We start from the raw sequence: 18,540 nt of genomic DNA on the forward strand, positions 1-18,540 counted from the left end.
ACCGGAACGGCCGGACATGGCTACGTCCGGCCCTGGGCGGTGAGCTCGCACTGTACGTCCACCACGCCTTCGACAGCGCGGGCCAGGCGGGCTGCGAGCGGGATGAGCGCGCTGTCGCGGACCTCGCCGGACAGCGTCACGACTCCGGCGTCGACACGGACGTCGACCTGGCGCTGAGAGAGCGGGAAAAGGTGCTCGACAACGTCGCGGCGCACTTCGGCGGCGAGATCCTCGTCCGGGCGGAGGAAGACCTTGAGGAGGTCGGACCGGCTCACGATTCCCTGGATCGTGCCGCGCGTGCCGACGACCGGCAGCCGTTTGACGTGGTGGGAGGCCATGAGGCGGGCGGCCTGGGGCAGGGACGCCTCGGGAGCAACGGAGACCGCGGGCGAGGTCATCAGGTCCTCGGCCCGGCGAGAACCGGCCTTGGCCGTGGCGTCCAGCCGTCGCATCTGTTCGACGAGACCGAGGCGGTGGTCGTGGAACTCCTCCTTGAGGAGCAGATCGGCCTCGGAAACCACCCCGACGACGCGGCCCTCGCCCTCGACGACCGGTACGGCCGTCACCTTCCACCGCTCCATGGCGGCGACGATCTCCTTGAACTCCGCGCCGGGCTGGACGGCGACGACCTTCTTGGTCATCACGTCGGCGACGGTGAACGGCTGATGTGTCATCGCTCATTCCTTACCTGAGGGATCGGCGCGCCAGCGCTGCCGCAACGGCTGCGGGTACCGGAACGAGTTCGTTCGGCAGCATCCTCCTGATGCTCATGGTGTGTCTCCCGCCCTCTCTCCACAGACTCCCGCGCGGCGGTCCTGCCCAGGTAGGGCCGGGCGGGTCACAGCCGGGACCGACGGGACCGGGTCAGCGGACCAGGACGGCCTCCCCGGAGCGGGGTACGACGGCCGTCCAGCCCAGTTCGCGGTCGATGCGATCGCGCAGCGCCTCGGACGCCGTCGGCTCGCCGTGGACGAGGTAGGTGGTGTACGGGGGAGGATCTCGGGCCGCAGCTCGGCGGAGTGCTCGCGCACGGCGTCCCGGTAGACGTCCAGCGCGGCGAGGGCCATGGGGCTGTCCACGTACACGGGAACCGAGCGGGGCAGGACGCCCGTGTCGCGCAGACGGCTCAGTTCGTGCAGGACGACCTCGGTCCGGTCGATCGCGAAGGCCGGGATGACGACGGTGCCGTTCCGTGCGAGTGTGCGTGCGATGACGGAGGCGAACTCCGAGGGGCGGACTCCTGGTCGTGGTGGCGGTCGCCGTAGGTGGACTCCATGAGAAGGACGTCGGCGCCCGAGAACGGCTCCGGCGGCAGCAGCAGCGGGTGCCCTGGGCGGCCCAGGTCCCCGGAGGTGGCCAGGGTGTGGCCGTCCTCCAGTGTGAGGTGGGCCCATGCCGAGCCGAGGATGTGTCCGCCGTGGTGGAGCGTCAGCCGGGTGCCGGCCATGATCTCCACGTCCTCGCCGACGGTCACGGGGTCGAAGAACGCCAGGGTCTTCTCGACGTCCGAGTCGTCGTAGAGCGGCTTGGCCGGGCAGTGTTTGGACCGGCCGTGTTCGTTGGCGTGCCGGGCGGCCTCCATCTGGAGCCGTGCGCTGTCGCGCAGCACGATCCCGGCGAGCCGGGCGGTGTGGGCGCTGGTCAGGATCGGTCCCCGGAATCCCTGCCGCACCAGACGGGGCAGATAGCCGCAATGGTCCAGGTGGGCATGGGTGACGACCACGGCGTCCACATCCGCGGCGTCGCGGGCGAACCGCTCCCAGTTGCGGTGCCGCAGCTTCGCGAAACCCTGGAAGAGACCGCAGTCGAGGAGGATCCGGGCATGGTCGCTCTCGACCAGGAACTTGCTGCCAGTGACCGTACCCACCCCGCCCAGGAAGCTGAGCAGAGCCGGTCGCGGGGTCGTGGGAGCGGGATTCGGGGCTGCCTCGGACATGGCCGTCCCTCCTTCGGAACGTGTACCGGTCTCCACCCTCGCATCCGGACCCGGCCCGCCCCGAGAGTCCGTACGGGCCCATCGGGGAGCCGACCGGCCCATGCGCAGCCCGAGCAGCGGACGGAGCCTGGTGGACGAGGACCGCAGCGAAGCGCGACAGGAAGTGGGTGGGCGCCATGAAGGCACTCGTCTTCCAGGGCCCGGGACGGATCGCCTGGCAGGACGTACCCGACCCGGTCATCGAGGATCCCGCCGACGCGATCGTCCGGGTCGACGCCGTCACCATCTGCGGCACCGACCTGCACATCCTGAAGGGGGACGTCCCGGAGGTGACGCCCGGTCGGGTGCTCGGACACGAAGCGGTCGGCACGGTGGTGGAGACCGGGGGCGACGTCCGCACGGTTCGGCCGGGGGACCGGGTCCTGGTCTCCTGCATCACGGCCTGCGGAAGGTGTCGCTTCTGCCGTGAGAGCCGCTACGGACAGTGCCGGGGCGGCGGCGGCTGGATCCTCGGCCACACCGTCGACGGCACACAGGCCGAATACGTCCGCGTGCCCTTCGCCGACCTGTCCGTCCACCCGCTGCCGGACTCGCTCGACAGCTCCGATGCCGTCCTGCTCGCCGACATCTTCCCCACCTCCTATGAGGTGGGTGTCCTGAACGGCGCGGTGAGCCCCGCCGACACGGTGGTCGTGGTCGGCGCGGGCCCCATCGGCCTCACCGCCATCATCACGGCGGGCCTCTACAGTCCCGGCCGTATCGTCGCCGTCGACCTTGCCGAGTCCCGGCTGAGCGCCGCCCGCGCCCTCGGCGCGGACGCCATCGTGAACGCCGGGGAAGGCCCCGAACAGCTCGTCGCGGATCTGACCGACGGTCTCGGCGCCGACGTCGTCATGGAAGCCGTCGGTGTCCCGGAGGCGTTCGAGATGTGCACGCGAATGGTCCGACCAGGCGGCAGGGTCGCCAACATCGGAGTGCACGGCAAGCCCGCGACCCTTCACCTCGAAGACCTGTGGATCAAGGACGTCACGATCACCACCGGGCTGGTGGACACCTCGTCCACGCCGATGTTGCTGCGCATGATGGCCGCTGGGCGGCTGCCGTCGGCAGAACTGATCACCCACCGATTCGAGCTGGGGCAGATGGAGGAGGCGTACGACGTTTTCGGCCGCGCGGCTGAGACCGGCGCCATCAAGGTCGCGCTGGGCGGCCCGCAGCACACGGTCGTGAGCCTCCCTGACACGTCGGTGGCCCGATGAACGGCCGAGGCCCGGGCTCTCGGCCGCCGGAGAGTGTTGTCCTCGACACCGACGGTGTTCTGCTCGACTCCGCCGTCGTGCACGCGGCGGCATGGAAGATCGCTTTCGACGCCTGCCTCGACCCACTTGCGCCCGACAGCGGGACACCGCCCCCCTTCGACGGGGACGCCGAGTACCGCCGACTCGTCGACGGCAGGTCCCGGTACGACGGCGCCGCGGCCTTCCTCACCGCCCGCGGCCTTCACTTCCCACCGGGAGAGCCCCACGACGCCTCCGGCTGCGGCACGGTCTGGGCCGTCGCGGCACACAAGGAACGGGCTTTCGTCGATCTGCTTCGTACAGACGCTCTCGTCGTCGGTGTCGACCGCACCCCGCTGCGGCGCACCACCGGCCTCCTGCGGGAGCAGGGTGCCCACCTGGTGGTTCCCGACCTGAACAACGCTGGTCCGGAGCGTGTGGGGTGAGCGCGGATGACCACCGGCTGGACATGGCGCTACGACCGGTACGACCCGGAACGCGAGCCGCTGGTCGAAGCGCTCTGCACCCTGGGCAACGGCCGGTTCGCGACCCGGGGATCCGCTCCCGAGTGCACCGCCGGGGGTGCGCACTACCCGGGCACCTATCTGGCCGGCTGCTACGACCGGCTCACCTCGACCGTCGCAGGGCAGCAGGTCGAGAACGAGGACATCGTCAACCTTCCGAACTGGACGCTTCTGCGCTATCGCTGCCTGCCGGACGACGGGCCGCCGGGCGACTGGCTCACCCCCGACGCCGGGGAACTGCGCCACTACGACGTGCACCTCGACCTGCGCGCGGGCGTGCTCACCCGACGTCTGTTCTTCAAGGACGCCCGTGGGCGGGGCCTGCGCGTCAGCCACATCCGCATCGTCCACATGGGAGAACCCGGACTGGCGGCCCAGTGCACCCTGTTCCGTGCCTACGGTTGGAGCGGTTCCATCGAAGTGCAGTCCCTTCTCGACGGCACCGTCACCAACGCCGGAGTCGAGCGCTACCGGCACCTGGACGGGCGCCATCTCAGCGACCACCGGACCGGATTCGAGCCCGACGGCGTTGCCTGGATCTCGTGCCGTACCGTCGACCCGGGCATTCGGATCGCCATGGCCGTGCGCACGGTCACCCGCCCCGCCCGGCCCTCACGGGAGGCAGCCACCTCGGCCGGCACCGAGCAGACGTACCACCTGCCACTCGTTCCCCGCCGCTCGGCGATGGTCGTGAAGACCCTGGCGCTGCACACCTCGATGGACTGGCCCGCCGCCGACCCGCTCACGGCAGCCACCGACCTGATCGCTCGTACTCCGTCCTTCCCCCGGCTGCTCTCGGTCCACAAGGTGGCGTGGCAGCGCGTCTGGGAGCAGGGGGAGCTGGATGCGCCCGGGGAAGCCGGCCGCATCCTGCGGCTGCACGTGTTCCACCTGCTGCAGACGCTCTCCCCGCACACGGCGGACCTCGATGTGGGCGTTCCCGCGCGGGGACTGCACGGCGAGGCGTACCGGGGGCACGTCTTCTGGGACGAGCTCTTCGTCCTGCCCTACCTCGACCTCCACTTTCCCGAGGTGGCCCGGGCGCTGCTCATGTACCGGCACCGGCGCCTGCCGGCCGCCCGCGAGGCCGCCCGCCTCGCCGGTCAGCAGGGGGCCATGTACCCCTGGCAGAGCGCGAGTTCGGGCCGGGAGGAGACACAGGTCCTGCACCTCAACCCGCGCTCGGGGCGGTGGTTGGCCGACCGCTCCCGGCTCCAGCGCCATGTGGGGTCGGCTGTCGCGTACAACGTCTGGAAGTACGCCCAGGCCACCGGCGACCGGGGATTCCTCCACTCGGCCGGTGCGGAGATCCTGCTTGAGGTCGCCGGCTACTGGGCCGGGGCTGCCACCTTCGACCCCGCGCTCGGCCGCTACCGCATCCGGGGGGTCGTGGGACCGGACGAGTACCACGACGCCTATCCCGATGCGACGGTCCCGGGTATCGACGACAACGCCTACACGAACGCGACCGCCGCATGGGTTCTCGCCCGCGGTCTCGATCTGTTCGGTGAACTTCCCAAGGCCCGCCGCTCGGAACTGGCGGAGCAACTGTCGCTGGACGACGGCGAACTCGCTCGCTGGGAGGACGTCTCGCGCCGCCTGTACGTGCCGTTCCACCAGGGCGTGGTGAGCCAGTTCGAGGGATACGGAGACCTGGCGGAACTCGACTGGGAGGCCTACCGGGCCCGTTACGGCGACATCCGTCGGCTCGACCGGATCCTGGAGGCCGAGGGCGACACGGTCAACCGCTACCAGGCGTCGAAGCAGGCCGACACCCTCATGCTCGGCTACCTCTTCCGGCCCGAGGAGCTGTACGGCCTGTTCGGCCGGCTCGGCTACCCCTTGGACGACGAGATGTGGCGTGCGACCGTCTCGTACTACCTGCGGCGCACCAGCCACGGCTCGACCCTGAGCAGCCTCGTCCACGGGTGGGTGCTGGCCCGGCAGAAGGGCGCCGACGCCTGGCGGTACTGCGAGGAGGCCCTGCTCGCCGACGTGGCCGACGTCCAGGGCGGAACGACCGGAGAGGGCATCCATCTCGGCGCGATGGCCGGCACGATCGACCTCGTCGAACGCGGGATCACCGGCCTGGAAACGGGACCGGAAGGGCTTCGAGTGGCTCCGGTGACGCTCGCGGAGATCCCACGGTTCACCTTCACCCTGTGCTGCGGCCCTCATCGAGGGGTGCGCCTGCGGATGCTTCCCGGGCGGCTGGCAGTTCGGGTTCCTGCCTCGCCCGAGGGCCCGCTCGCCGTCGTACTCCCTGGCGGACGGAGGGGGACCGTCGCACCCGGACAGGAGCGCTGGTTCCGTCTGTGAGGGGCGGTTCAGTCGAAGGTGAGCACTTCGGAGACGGGCCGACGCGGCGTGGCCCGCCCCTGGGGGCCGTAGCCCAGGCGGAGCACCATGTGGACGAAGGCCGCCGTCGAAGCCGGATCGCGTATGGCGGAGCGGAGTTCGGACCACTCCAGGGGCTGGGACATGAGGGAGGTGGACAGACCGTCGAGGGTGGCCCGGAGCAGGACCCGGTGCAGCGCCTGGCCTGCCATCAGCCACTGTTGCGGATTGTCGTCGACCGTGCCGAGGAGGGCGATCTGCGGCCGCTTCTCGAAGCGTGCCGAAGCGCGGTCCGGGACGTGCCGGGGTGAGTCGAAGTCCCGGACCGGAGAGGTGACGTCGTATTGCCGCGGGCCGAAGGCGTACGAAGGGATGCCCTCGGTCCCGGAGCCCTCGTCGGACGCACCCGTGCGCGTCCAGGCGGCGATCTCCGCGCGAACCGCCGCGTCCGCGGCCTCGAACCTTTCGGAGTCGTGGACGATCTCGAGGACGGCGTCGGTGTGCCAGTCGCCCGGCACGACCAGCTGGCAGCCCTCCAGGAGGGCCGAGGCCCGCAGACCGTCGATCACCTCGGAGGGGATCCGCTCCTCGGTGAAGGGGAAACGGCTGGTGTGGCGCCGCGACAGGGCGGCGTGGAGCGCGACGAGACCGCGGTCGACGTCGTCCGCACCGTGGAGTTCCACGTCGGCGAAGTGCCAGCGGTCTTCGGGGCGGGGCAGCAGCCGGACCGCGGCGTGCCGACCTCTGTGCGCGGCGCCGACCCGCAGACCGAACAGGGCGGCGCCGCAGCCGAGGTGGAGGGCACGGTGGTTCGGGTCCTCGTGCGGCATGCCACGCAGCGGATCGCCGTGCAGCTCGATGACGCCGGTACCCGTCTTGCAGACGAACTTCCACGGCTGTGCGTTGTGCATCGAGGGAGCCGTGACGGCGTCTTCGATCAGCGACGTCACGAGTGATCGGGTCAAAGCGGTGGTCGACACGGTTCGTCCTGTCTGCGCTGAATCACCAAGAGATGTCGTGCGGAGTCCGGGTGGAGGACGCTAGACGCGTGTCGTCCTCGTGGAAGGACAGTCGGTCCACGACGGCGACGACGCCGTCGACCTTCTCGGTGAGTCCGACGAGCATCAGGGCCTGACTCCGCCGCCGGACGCGGCCCCCCAGCGTCACCACGCCGTCCAAGACGTGCGCGTCCACTGCGTCCCCGGGCAGGTCCATGGCATCCGTGAGGACGTCCTCACGGATGCGGCGCCGTATCTCCGCGTCCGGGCGGAGGTAGACACACAGAAGATCGCGGCGGGTCACGATGCCGACCAGTCGTTCCTCCTCGTCGACCACGGGTAGGCGCTCGACTCCGCGGCGCACCATCAGCCGTGCCGCGTCCGCCACCGTCTCCTCGGCGTGCACTGTGATGGCCGGCGTGGTCATCAGGTCCCGCGCAGTCAGCTCGTCGCGGGCCAGGAGGTCGCTCTCGGAGACGACACCGACAACACGGTCGTCCTCGTCCACGACGGGGACCCCGCTGATGTCGTGCTCGGCGAGCAGCTTAGCCACCTCCCGGAACGACGCAGCAGGGACGGCGGAGACCACGTCGTCGGTCATCAGACCGCCGACCTTCATGTGCTTCATCACCGCGCCTCCTGTTCGAGGGTTCGGCCGGGGTGCTGTCCCGTGTCACCACCCTCCACCGCACGCTCGGGGTCGGCGAGGGCCGAATGGTCCACCCTCAGGCCCGAACGGGCTCGTCGTTGCCAGTCCGCGCTCTGCCCCGCCCGGGTAGGACCTTTGGTCCCGTCATTGGCCCCAGCGGCCCTCCGGCCACTCGGGACCAGCTGCCAGGGTGGAAGGAGTCCCCCGGACCGCGTGAGGAGGAGCAATGGACGGAATCACAACCCGTCCCGGCCCCAGCAGGGTCGTCGTCGGCGTCGACGGATCACCATCCGCACGCACGGCGGTGACGTGGGCGGCAGCGGAGGCGGCGCTGCGGGGCAGCACTCTCTTCCTCGTCCATGCAGCTGACACGGACAGACAGGCCCCGTTTCTGTCCCAGGTGGAGATCGTCAGGAGTCGGCAGGCGGGAAGGGAACTACTCGACCGGACCGCCGAGACGATCACGGCGCGCCACCCCGAGCTGACGGTCGTCACGGAACTCACCGATGGTGGGGCCCCCGACGGTCTGCGTCGCGCCGCCGCCCTGACCGGCACGATCGTCGTCGGACACCGGGGCCTCGGCGGGTTCTCCTCGCTGTTGCTCGGATCGGTCGGTCTTGAGGTCGCGGCCGGCGCCACCACGCCGGTGGTCGTGGTGCGCGGGGCTGCGGAGCCCGTCGAGGCCGGCGTGGTTCTTGCGGCGGTGCGGGACGAGGCCGATGTGGGCTGCGCCCGTGCGGCGGCCCGCGAGGCCCTGCTGCGAAAGGTACCTCTGCGGCTCCTGCACATCTGGAGTGTCGGGCTGTCCGCCCGCTCACGGGCTGCGTTGCACAACGGTGGCGACGAGATCGCCCGCGATCACGTACGCCTCATGGCCTCGGTCTCGGACCGGCTCCGGGAGGAGTTCCCGAAGCTCACCGTGCACGCCGACGGCCAGAAGAGTCACAGCGTGCCCGGGGCTCTCGTCGACGCGTCGCACCACGTAGACCTTCTGGTCATCGGTGGTCGACGTTCGCCCGGATACCTCGGACCGACCCTCGGCCGGACCACGCTGAGCCTGCTGCAGCACGCCCACTGCCCCGTGGAGCTCATCCCCCGGCAAGGGCCCGGACACGGGAGCACGTCGTGACACGCACCACGGATCGCCGTGACATCGTCGTCGGTATCGACCCGGTCAAGAACTGGCACCTGGCCCTTGCCTGGGCCGCGGACGAGGCTCACCTGCGAGGCGTGGGACTGTGCCTGGTGGTCGCGATACCACCGCAGCACGACACCCAGCACGTCGACGACACCCCTCGTCACCTGGCACAGCGGCAGGCCGGCTCGGAAGCTCTGCGTACGGCACTCGCCTGGGCGCACGCCCGGCAGCCGGACATCAAGGCCACCTCCTCTCTTCTTGACGGGTTCCCGGCGGCAGCCCTGGCCGCTCTGTCGAACGAGGCCGGCATCATCGTGCTGGGCTCCCGGCACCTCAGTCGTACCGAGGAGTTCCTGAGCGCCGGCTCCCTGGTCGTCCCGGTCACCGCGAAGGCACACTGCCCGGTGGTCGTCGTCGGCGACGCGGAACACCTCACCCAGGAGACGCCCCATCTCGTCGTCGGCGTCGACGGCAGCGAATCCTCACGCTCCGCGCTGGCCTGGGGCTTCGAGGAAGCGGACCTTCGTCGCTGTGCACTGCGCGCCGTCGCTGTCTGGCAGCCCCCTGTCTTCACCCTGCGCAGCGGTGACACGCTGTTCCACGCCGAACGCCGCCTGCTCTCGGAGACCACCGCCGGCTGGGCGGACAAGTACCCTGACGTCCGGCTCACCCACGAGGTGCTCACCGGTTCCCCCGTCGAGACGCTCGCCGGCGCCGCCGAACACGCCCTGGCCGTCGTCGTCGGCCGCAGGGGCCGGGGCGGGTACACCGGGATGCGTGTCGGCTCCGTGGTCCACGGGCTGCTCCACCGTGCCCACTGCCCGGTGATCACCGTCCCTGCGAGGTGAGCGGGCCATGACCGCGTCGGCAGCGGGCCAGGCACTCGCGTCGGTGCGGGTCACGACCGGACTCACCGAGGCGGAGGCCGCCCGCCGACTGGCCGACACCGGCCCCAACGAGGTCACCGCGAGAAGGCCCGTACGGCTCCACAGCAGGGTCCTGGCCCAGCTGACCGACCCGCTGATCATGGTGCTCCTCGGGGCAGTCGTGCTGACCCTCGCGATCCGCGACTATCCCGACGCCGTCGTCATCGGGCTGGTCGTCCTCGTGAACACGACCGTCGGGGTGGCGCAGGAGATCCGGGCCGACAATGCCGTCGCCGCTCTCTCGGCCCTCACCGCCCCGCACGCGCGCGTGCGGCGCGACGGCGCCGTGCGCGACCTCCCGGCGGCGGCGATCGTCCCGGGTGACGTCCTCGTGGTCGGTGAGGGCGACATCGTCGCCGCGGACGCCGAGCTTGCCGAGGCGTCCGCCGTGCTGGTGGACGAGTCCATGCTCACCGGGGAGTCCGTGCCCATCGACAGGGACGCCGGTGCGACCCTGAGCGCGGGCACGGTCGTCGTCCGGGGCCGGGGCGTGGCCATGGTCACGGCGACCGGGGCATCCAGCGCGCTCGGCCGCATCGCGGCTCTTCTCGACGAACGTCGCGAGCCGACCCCGCTGCAGCGCCGACTCGCCGCCCTCGGGCGCGTCCTCGCGGCCGTGACGCTCGCCCTGTGCGTCCTGGTCTTCACCCTCGGCCTGGTGCGGGGGCTCCCGCTCGGCACGATGGCGGTCACCGCCATCAGCCTGGCCGTCGCGGCGGTCCCTGAGTCCCTTCCCGCCGTCGTCACCCTGGCCCTGGCACTCGGAGCCCGGCGCATGGCTGCCCGGCATGCCCTGGTGCGTCGGCTGCCCGCGGTGGAGACGCTCGGCTCGGTGTCCGTCCTCGCCACCGACAAGACCGGCACCCTGACGGAGGGCCGCATGGTCGTCCAGCACGTCTGGACACCGCGCGTGACCGCCGAGCTCTCGGGGGTGGGGTACGAACCCGAGGGCGAGGTCCTTGTCGCCGGGAGACCGGCGGAAGCGGACGAGCTCGTGCCGCTGACGGAGCTGCTGACCGTGACCGCCCTGTGCAACGACGCCACGCTGCGCCCGGCGGACGACCGGGGGCCCGACGGCCGCTGGACGGCTCTGGGCGACCCCATGGAAGCCGCCCTGCTGGCGGCCGCGGCCAAGACGCGATGCCCGGGTCCGGCGGAACTGTCGGCGACCCGCCCCCGGATCGGTGAAGCGCCCTTCGACAGCCTCCGCAGACGCATGACCACGCTCCACAAGACCGGCGGAGACGGGGTTCTCGTCTGCATGAAGGGCGCACCCGAAGCCGTACTCGACCCGGCCGTCCTGCTCGATCCTCCGGACGCGCTCGCGGCGGCCCGCCAGGAGGCCGCACGCCTGGCCGCTCGGGGGTACCGCGTGCTCGCCGTGGCGTCGGGGGCGCGGAACGACATCCCGAGCCATGTCACCACGGCGGAGTCGGGGCTCGCGCTCCTCGGCCTCGTCGCGCTCAGCGACCCGCCCAAGCCGCATGCCGCGGCGACTCTCGCCTCCTGCCGTGCGGCCGGCATCACGCCCGTCCTCATCACCGGGGACCATCCGGCGACGGCTAGGGCGGTGGCGTCCCACATCGGCCTCCTGGGCGACGGCGGCGAGACGGAGGGACGGGTCGTCACCGGCGCCGACGTCGCCGCAGGACGCGTCGCCGACCTCACCTCGGTGCGGGTCTTCGCCCGTACGGACCCCCAGCAGAAACTGGACATTGTGGAGGCATGGCGCGCCAGGGGAGCGGTGACCGCCATGACCGGCGACGGGGTCAACGACGGCCCCGCCCTGCACCGTGCCGACATCGGCGTGGCCATGGGCGCACGCGGCACGGAGGTCGCCCGGCAGGCCGCCGACCTCGTCCTCACCGACGACGAACTCGCGACGGTCGTGGCGGCCGTCGAGGAGGGAAGGCGTGTCTACGACAACATCCGCCGCTTCCTCGTCTACGGGATGGCCGGCGGCGCCGCCGAGATCCTCGTGATGCTCATCGGCCCGCTGCTCGGGCTGCCGCTGCCACTTCGCGCCGGCCAGATCCTGTGGATCAACCTCCTGACACACGGCCTCACGGGCGTCGCCATGGGCGCCGAACCCGCGTCCCCGGGAGCGATGCACCGCCCGCCGCGCCCACCTGACCAGCACATTCTCGGCGGTGGCGCCTGGCAGAGGCTGCTCCTTCTCGCGGCCGTCGTCACGGCGGCCTCCCTCGGTGCGGGGCTCGCCGCCCAGGCACTGGACCTTGCCTGGCAGAGCGTCCTGTTCCTCGCCCTGCTGGCCGCGCAGCTGGGCGTCGCCCTGGGACTGCGTACCCGACTTCTGACCAAGGAGAACCCGTTCCTCCCTCTGTCCGTCCTCGCCTCTGCCCTTCTGGCGGCGGCAGCGCTGTACGTGCCCTTCCTGAACTCGATCCTGGAGACCGAGCCACTCGGCTGGGCGGGCGCCGGGATCGCTCTCGCGTGCGCGCCCGCCGGATTCACGGCGGCCCGCGTCGTACGGACCGCCTTCCACCCGGGGGGCCCGACAGGAACGGGTGGTTCACCCGGACTACGGTGAGAGTGCGCGCCTCGGGTGCAGCCCGTGCGCTCGATGCGGCCGGAGGTTTCGATGGGCCGGGAGGACACCGAGTCCGCGGGTACACGGCTGCCACGGCTGCGACTCGACGAGCTGCTCGACGAGGTCCAGGTGCGTATCGACGAGGTGCGGGGCACCAGGGACCGGCTCAACGGGCTGCTCGAAGCCGTCATGTCCGTGGGCCGAGAACTCGCCCTGCCTCAGGTGCTGCGCGGCATCGTGGAGTCCGCCGTGACTCTGGTGGACGCCGAGTACGGAGCCCTGGGCGTCATCGATGACGACCGGAGGCTCTCCGAATTCCTCCCCATCGGCATCGACGACGAGCTCCGTGAGCGGATCGGCTCGCTACCGTCCGGACATGGCGTTCTCGGCGAACTGATCCGCAACCCCAAGCCGCTGCGCCTCGCCGAGCTGTCCGAGCACCCGGCCTCGTACGGCTTCCCCGCCCATCATCCGCCGATGCACACATTCCTGGGCGTCCCCATCCGGGTCCGCGACGAAGTGTTCGGCAACCTCTACCTCACGGAGAAGCGCGGAGGAGCCGACTTCGACGCCGAGGACGAGGCCGTCGTGACGACCCTGGCCGTCGCGGCCGGCATCGCGATCGAGAACGCCCGCCTCTACGAGGAGGGCCGCCTGCGCCAGCGCTGGCTGGCCGCCAGCTCCGACTTCACCAGTGCCCTCCTGTCCGGTGCGGAAGAGACCGAGGTCCTCGGCGGGATGCTGGAGCAGGCCGTGGACATCGCGGGCGCGGACATGGGGGTCTTCTACCTGGTCGGACCGGGAGGCGAGCTGCGGGGCTCGCTGGCCCGCGGCGAGGGGTCCGAAGCGCACCGGGGCGTCGTCCTCCCGAACAGCGAAGGAACCCTGGTCGAGGCCGCCCTGGCGCAGGACGGCCTGGTCACGGTCGTCGACGTCGAGAACGAGCCGCGCATCAGGGTGCAGCCCGAACGGTGGAAGGGGTTCGGACCGGCAGTGGCCGTCACCGTCGGCACCAAGGAGCGACTCAGCGGGGTGCTGATCCTCGCGCGGCGCCACGGGCGGCCCGCCTTCACGACCGCCGAGGTCACCGCTCTTCCCGGATTCGCGGGGCAGGCGGCACTGGCACTCGAACTGGCCGACCGCCGTCGTGACGCCGAACAGGTGAGTCTTCTGGAGGACCGCGACCGGATCGCCCGGGACCTCCACGATCTGGCGATCCAGCGCCTCTTCGCCACTGGTATGACGCTGCAGAGCGCCCGGCGCTTCGTCGAGCACCCGGAGGCCGTGGACCGATTGACCCGGGCCATCGACGACCTGGACGCCACCATCAAGATCATCCGATCGACCATCTTCGGCCTGCGGGAACACGACACCCCGGGAACCGCACCGAAACTGCGAAACCGTGTGGTCAAGGCCGTGGATTCGGCGGTGTCGACGCTCGGATTCGCTCCGGCGCTGCGTATGGAGGGCCTGATCGACACCGACGTACCACTGCAAGCGGCCGAGGAGGTGCTCGCCGTCCTCGGTGAAGCCCTCACCAACGTGGCACGCCACGCCCAGGCCCGCAGGGCGGAGGTGTCTGTCGTCGCCGACGACGGCGTACTGGTGGTGACGGTGGGCGACGACGGTGTCGGCATTCCGCACGGCGGCAGCCGCAGTGGACTGCGGAACCTGGCCGAACGGGCCGAGCGGCTGGGCGGCACCCTGTCGGTCCACGCGCGAGCGGCGCCGGGCAGCGGCACCGTCCTCGAGTGGAGGATCCCGCTGCCGGCCGAGCAGGAGTAGGAGCCTCTACGTCTCCTCGGTGTCATGCTCATGGGCCTGCGCGGCGATGACGGCGGCCTGCACACGCCGTTCGACACCGAGCTTGCCGAGCAGCCGTGAGATGTGGTTCTTGACGGTCTTCTCCGACAGATAGAGCCGCTTGGCGATCTGCCGGTTGGTGAGACCCTCGCCGATGAGGTCAAGTACGGACCGCTCCCTGTCGGACAGCACCGCGAGCCGTTCGTCCTCCGGCGGCTTCGCCGCCTCGGGGTCGCGCAGCGAGTGCATCAGCCGGGCGGTGGTGGCCGGGTCGAGCATCGACTGCCCGGTGGCCACGGTCCGTACCGCCGACACGAGGTCGGACCCCTTGATCTGCTTCAGGACGTACCCGGCCGCCCCCGCCATGATCGCGTCGAGAAGAGCGTCCTCGTCGTCGAACGACGTCAGCATCAGGCACGCCACCTCAGGCATCCGAGACCGCAGCTCCCGGCACACGGAGATGCCGTCTCCGTCGGGCAGGCGCACGTCGAGGACCGCCACGTCCGGCCGAAGGGCGGGGCCCCTGGCCAGCGCCTGCTCCGCCGTCGCCGCCTCGCCGACCACGTCCATGTCGGGCTCGTCATCGATCAGGTCGCGGAGGCCCCGGCGGACGACCTCGTGGTCGTCGACGAGGAAGACCCGCGTGGGTGCGGTGGCTGTCGGCAGATCGGACATGGCGATCCCTGCGGTCGGTGGGCTCGTATCCGCCCCCACAAGGATTGTCCGTCATGCAGCGTCTTCGTGGGCGCCGAGATCCATCCGTACGTCGACGACACCCTCCACCGCCCGTACGGCGCGGGTGACCAGCGGCACCAGCGACCGGTTGGCGAGCGCACCGTGAATGGTGGCCACGCCCTCCAGTACGGAGACGTCCAGCCCTGCCGGGGCAGCCGACTCGCCCAGGACGGAACGGCGGATCTCCTCCTCGATCTCGCCGTCCGTACGGAGGAACACCTTGAGCAGGTCGCTCCGGCTGACGACGCCCTCCAGCATCCCGATGTCGTTCACCACCGGCAGCCGCTTCACCCTCCGGGTGGCCATGATCCGTGCCGCCTCGGCGAGCGTGGCGTCCGCGTGTACGGTCACGGCCGGGCTCGACATGAGCTCCCCGGCCCGCACGGCTCCGGCCTTGGCCGCCTCGTCGAATTCGCCCGGGCGAGGCTCGTCGAGCCGGAACTCCTCCTTCGGCAGGAGATCCGCCTCCGACACGACTCCGACGACACGGCCCTCTCCCTCCAGGACAGGAAGGGCACTCACCTTCCACTGGTCCAAGAGCGCGACGATTTCCTTGTAGGGCGCGTCACGGCCGATCGCGATGGCGGTGTGGGTCATGACGTCGCTGACGGTGTAGTGCGAGGCAGGCATGACGTTCTCCGGGAGGTGGACGAGGGTCTACAGGCCGCTGCCGTGAGGGGCGTACAGATCGAGCAGTCGTACGCGGGCCGCGACGAGGCGACGAGCGAGCGTCTGCCCGACGAAATGCCCGAGGGCGGAGCCGAGAGCAGGATCGGCGTCCATCATCATGCGCACGGTCAGTGCATCGAACTCGTACGCCCGCACACGCGTCATGGCCTCCGCACCGAAGTGCCAGCGATACGGGGCGAACAGCCAGGACCATCCGAGCAGCTCACCCGCATTCACGGTGTCGATCACTGCCGGCTGTGTGCCAGGCACGGCGAAGTCCAAGGTGACCGTGCCCGTCCGAAGGATCCAGAAGCGCTGGGCGGGATCGCCCTCCTCGAACAGCCGGATGCCTTCAGGGAGGTCCACCGGGCGGCCGCATGCCATCAGCCGGTCACGTTGGTCGGCGGACAGAGCTGTGGTGAGCCGAGGGGAAGCAAGAGAGCTCATCGGGGACCTCCTCATCGGTGCCCGCATTCAGTCTCTGCTCCACATCACGGGGAGAGGGAGGGCCGGATGGCCCCTCTTCGTACCTCTCGGTCGCCTCTCCCCCTATCGACCGGCCGTTTACGTCAACGGGTTTCCGCGGAGGGTGGTCCGGGGGGTTCCTCTAGGACGCTCCAGGCGACCGGGCCCAACAGATCGGCCAGCCGCTGGAAGACGTCGATGAGCATGTCGTCCACGGTCAGCACGCCCACGACCCGGTGACCGTCGAGTACGGGCAGGCGCCGGAACCCGGATCCACGGAAGGTCCGGTAGGCGGTGTGGATGTCGTCCGTGACGCTCACGGTGACGACGGGCGAGGTCATCACCGAATCCACCGCGTCGTTCGCGTCGAGGCCCCCGGCGAGGGCACCCAGTGCGAGGTCGCGGTCGGTGACGATGCCGCGTAGGGTCCCGCCCTCGGTCACCAGTACGGAGCCGACTCCGTACTCGGCCATCTCACGGGCGACCTGGCGCAGCGGTGTTCCTGTCGATACGGACACCGCCGGATGGCTCATTGCCTCGGATACCGTCATCGGCCGACTCCTACAATCCCTCGGACAGGAGGAGTTCGTGCGCCAGCCGGGCTCCGCGAGCCGCCTGCTTCTCCCTGTCGGTGTCCTGGGAGGGGATGTCCTCAAGCCCTTCGGCCAGAGCTCTGACAGCCTGCGCCAGGACCTGCACCTGGGCCTCCAGGCTGCGCAGCTTCTCGTGATCGTTCGGGACGATGTTCTCGGTCATCACGGTTCGACTTCCTACGAGGGTGGGGGATGAGAGGAGCGGAGGACGACGGGGTGAGTGGTGGCGCGGGCCTGGTAGTGGATGGCCGCATCCGCGTCGTCCTCTAGGGCGTGTGTCGAAAGTCCCGCCTGCCCGGCGGCGCCCGGCACGCACGCTCGCCGCGTTGTCGGGATCACCCCGATACATCCAGTATCGGGGCGACCCTCCGCCTTGCGATCGCACGCACCGGACACCGCCGGGCCTGCCCTTCGGGCAGACGGCGCTACTTTCGACACACGCCCTAGTCCGCCGTCATGTAAGGCCGCCGGAAGACCAAGGGGCTGGAGCCGTACGGGCGTACCGCCGACAGCGCTTGGGCGACAGCGGCCTCCAACGGGCCGCTGGTGTCGACCGCGACAGCCTCTGCCCAGGGCGGCTCCTGCTCGGCCATGGCGGTGGCTACGCCGAGATCGGCGTCGGACGGCCCGGCGGCCCGGGTGCCGAGGCGGGCCGCCGTCATGTCGTACGGGACCTGGCAGTGCAGGGCCACGAGGTCGGCGCTCGTTCGCTCGGCCACGAGCCGGGCGGCTTCGCGCTGTCTCCCGTCCGACCAGCTGGCATCGAGGACGACGGATTCGCCACGGGTGAGCAGGGCGGACGCGCGCTCGAGTAGGGTCGTGTACGTGTTCTCGCTCCATTCGGGTGTGTAGAGGCCCTCGCCAAAGGGGGCGGGAGCGGGGTGGTCGGCAGGGATGCCCGCGAGTTCCTTGCGGAGACGGTCGCTGCTGAGCAGGGTGACGCCCAAGCGGTCGGCCAGCGCGCCGGAGAGCGTGGATTTGCCGCTGCCGGGGAGTCCTCCCACGAGCGTGAGGCCGATGACGGCGGCGCGCAGGTGACGCAGAGCCGTCGTGATCAGGTGCTGTGCGGCGGGGGCGGCGCCGGGCGCACCCTGGCGTGCTTGGATCAAGGCCACCTTGGCGCGGACGAAGGCGCGGTAGGCGACGTAGTGGTGGCGCAGTGAGGGGGGTGAGGGGTCGCCGGAGTACTCGCTGTAGCGGGCGAGGAAGAATGCCGCAGCCTCTGGTGCGTCGAGCTGTTCGAGGTCCATGGCGAGGAAGGCGGCGTCGTCGAGGGCGTCGACGTAGCGGAGGTGGTCGTCGAACTCCAGGCAGTCCAGCACCCGCGGGCCGTCGTCGAGGCAGAAGATGTCCTCGGCGAGCAGGTCGCCGTGTCCGTCGACGATCCGGCCCTCTTCGATGCGCATGTCGAACAACGCCTCGCGGCCGGCGAGGTACCGGCGGACCAGCTCCTCGATCTCCTCCACACCCTCGGGCGCGTGGCCATCCGCGTCGAGCGCACGGACCTGCGCGAAGCTCGCCTCCCAACGGGAGGACAGCGCGTCCCGCGTGCCCTGCGCGTCCACGTCCGGCGTGCGGACCGCCTTCGCGTGGTGCGTGGCGAGCAGTCGCGCGACGGCCCGCAGATCATCGTCGACGACCGCGCCCTCCCGTACGAGCCGGGACAGGCGGCGCTCCGCCGGCATACGACGCATCACGACGAGAGGTTCGGGTGATGAGTGCGGGACGCTCAACTCGCCCACGCCAATGTAGACGTCGGGGGCGAAGCGACGGTTGAGGGCGACCTCCCGCTCGCACGCCACTCGCCGCGCCTCGACGGTGGTGTAATCCAGGAACGTCAGGTCCACCGGCTTCTTGAGCTTGTAAGCCCGCTCGCCGACGAAGAACACCACCGCGGTGTGGGTCTCGTACACCTCCGCCCGCGGAAGCGAGCCGGCGC

The 18,540-nt window shown here is 70.7% G+C and carries 17 protein-coding genes and 1 pseudogene; 7 read left to right on the forward strand and 11 right to left on the reverse strand.

Annotated features, from left to right (window positions below; translation table 11 throughout):
• Window positions 1–20 precede the first annotated feature (20 nt).
• The 3 genes and pseudogenes from OG361_RS35120 to OG361_RS35130 all read right to left on the reverse strand — a co-directional run bounded on the left by OG361_RS35120 (window position 21) and on the right by OG361_RS35130 (window position 1,936).
• A complete protein-coding gene (locus OG361_RS35120; RefSeq protein ID WP_405860083.1) occupies window positions 21–674 on the reverse strand; it encodes a CBS domain-containing protein in 654 nt (217 codons plus the stop codon).
• A gap of 190 nt (window positions 675–864) precedes the next feature.
• Window positions 865–951, reverse strand: a pseudogene (locus OG361_RS35125) (hypothetical protein); the annotation flags it as partial.
• Window positions 952–1,126: 175 nt separating this feature from the next.
• Window positions 1,127–1,936 (reverse strand): MBL fold metallo-hydrolase, encoded by an 810-nt coding sequence (locus tag OG361_RS35130; RefSeq protein ID WP_405860085.1) that lies wholly within the window; start codon window positions 1,934–1,936, stop codon window positions 1,127–1,129.
• 176 nt (window positions 1,937–2,112) lie between these two features.
• Here OG361_RS35130 and OG361_RS35135 point away from each other — a divergent pair, with 176 nt between their 5' ends.
• Genes OG361_RS35135 through OG361_RS35145 form a run of 3 tightly spaced genes read left to right on the forward strand, consistent with a single transcriptional unit; the run spans window position 2,113 to window position 6,056 of the window.
• Complete coding sequence (locus tag OG361_RS35135; RefSeq protein WP_405860087.1) at window positions 2,113–3,195, forward strand: zinc-dependent alcohol dehydrogenase family protein; 1,083 nt, start codon at window positions 2,113–2,115, stop codon at window positions 3,193–3,195.
• Window positions 3,192–3,659: a hypothetical protein gene (locus OG361_RS35140; RefSeq protein ID WP_405860088.1), complete on the forward strand. Its 468-nt coding sequence runs from the start codon at window positions 3,192–3,194 to the stop codon at window positions 3,657–3,659. Before OG361_RS35135 ends, OG361_RS35140 begins: the two co-directional genes overlap by 4 nt.
• Before the next feature lie 6 nt (window positions 3,660–3,665).
• Entirely contained in the window at window positions 3,666–6,056 is a 2,391-nt protein-coding gene (locus OG361_RS35145; protein ID WP_405860090.1) for a glycoside hydrolase family 65 protein, read from the forward strand.
• Window positions 6,057–6,064: 8 nt separating this feature from the next.
• On the opposite strand, the gene OG361_RS35150 is transcribed toward OG361_RS35145, so the two are convergent.
• Both OG361_RS35150 and OG361_RS35155 read right to left on the reverse strand, forming a co-directional pair.
• Window positions 6,065–7,054, reverse strand: a complete 990-nt coding sequence (locus tag OG361_RS35150; protein ID WP_405860092.1) for an Acg family FMN-binding oxidoreductase — start codon at window positions 7,052–7,054, stop codon at window positions 6,065–6,067.
• Window positions 7,055–7,076: 22 nt separating this feature from the next.
• Window positions 7,077–7,700, reverse strand: a complete 624-nt coding sequence (locus OG361_RS35155; protein WP_405860094.1) for a CBS domain-containing protein — start codon at window positions 7,698–7,700, stop codon at window positions 7,077–7,079.
• 247 nt (window positions 7,701–7,947) lie between these two features.
• Between OG361_RS35155 and OG361_RS35160 the strand changes: the two genes are divergently transcribed.
• From OG361_RS35160 to OG361_RS35175, 4 genes are read left to right on the forward strand one after another with little or no spacing between them, the layout of a single operon-like run.
• A complete protein-coding gene (locus tag OG361_RS35160) occupies window positions 7,948–8,850 on the forward strand; it encodes a universal stress protein (protein ID WP_405860095.1) in 903 nt (300 codons plus the stop codon).
• Window positions 8,847–9,707, forward strand: coding sequence for a universal stress protein (locus OG361_RS35165; RefSeq protein WP_405860097.1), 861 nt, complete (start codon window positions 8,847–8,849; stop codon window positions 9,705–9,707). Before OG361_RS35160 ends, OG361_RS35165 begins: the two co-directional genes overlap by 4 nt.
• Before the next feature lie 7 nt (window positions 9,708–9,714).
• Complete coding sequence (locus tag OG361_RS35170) at window positions 9,715–12,336, forward strand: cation-translocating P-type ATPase (RefSeq protein WP_405860099.1); 2,622 nt, start codon at window positions 9,715–9,717, stop codon at window positions 12,334–12,336.
• A gap of 51 nt (window positions 12,337–12,387) precedes the next feature.
• On the forward strand, window positions 12,388–14,121 hold the full coding sequence (locus OG361_RS35175; protein ID WP_405860101.1) for a GAF domain-containing protein: 1,734 nt from the start codon (window positions 12,388–12,390) through the stop codon (window positions 14,119–14,121).
• 6 nt (window positions 14,122–14,127) lie between these two features.
• Here OG361_RS35175 and OG361_RS35180 read toward each other — a convergent pair whose 3' ends face one another.
• The 6 genes from OG361_RS35180 to OG361_RS35205 form a co-directional block, all read right to left on the reverse strand.
• Window positions 14,128–14,814, reverse strand: a complete 687-nt coding sequence (locus OG361_RS35180) for a response regulator (RefSeq protein ID WP_405860103.1) — start codon at window positions 14,812–14,814, stop codon at window positions 14,128–14,130.
• A gap of 51 nt (window positions 14,815–14,865) precedes the next feature.
• Window positions 14,866–15,504: a CBS domain-containing protein gene (locus OG361_RS35185; RefSeq protein ID WP_405860104.1), complete on the reverse strand. Its 639-nt coding sequence runs from the start codon at window positions 15,502–15,504 to the stop codon at window positions 14,866–14,868.
• Between the two features lie 27 nt (window positions 15,505–15,531).
• Window positions 15,532–15,990 carry a Crp/Fnr family transcriptional regulator gene (locus OG361_RS35190; protein WP_405860106.1) on the reverse strand — a complete coding sequence of 153 codons (459 nt, stop codon included), beginning with the start codon at window positions 15,988–15,990 and terminating at the stop codon, window positions 15,532–15,534.
• A gap of 122 nt (window positions 15,991–16,112) precedes the next feature.
• Window positions 16,113–16,559, reverse strand: a complete 447-nt coding sequence (locus OG361_RS35195) for a cyclic nucleotide-binding/CBS domain-containing protein (RefSeq protein ID WP_405860108.1) — start codon at window positions 16,557–16,559, stop codon at window positions 16,113–16,115.
• Window positions 16,560–16,569: 10 nt separating this feature from the next.
• Window positions 16,570–16,764, reverse strand: a complete 195-nt coding sequence (locus tag OG361_RS35200; protein WP_405860110.1) for a hypothetical protein — start codon at window positions 16,762–16,764, stop codon at window positions 16,570–16,572.
• Window positions 16,765–17,044: 280 nt separating this feature from the next.
• Window positions 17,045–18,514 (reverse strand): AAA family ATPase, encoded by a 1,470-nt coding sequence (locus tag OG361_RS35205; RefSeq protein ID WP_405862618.1) that lies wholly within the window; start codon window positions 18,512–18,514, stop codon window positions 17,045–17,047.
• Between the last annotated feature and the right edge of the window lie 26 nt (window positions 18,515–18,540).

It is taken from the genome of Streptomyces sp. NBC_00090 (assembly GCF_045160815.1).
Taxonomy (GTDB): Bacteria; Actinomycetota; Actinomycetes; order Streptomycetales; family Streptomycetaceae; genus Streptomyces.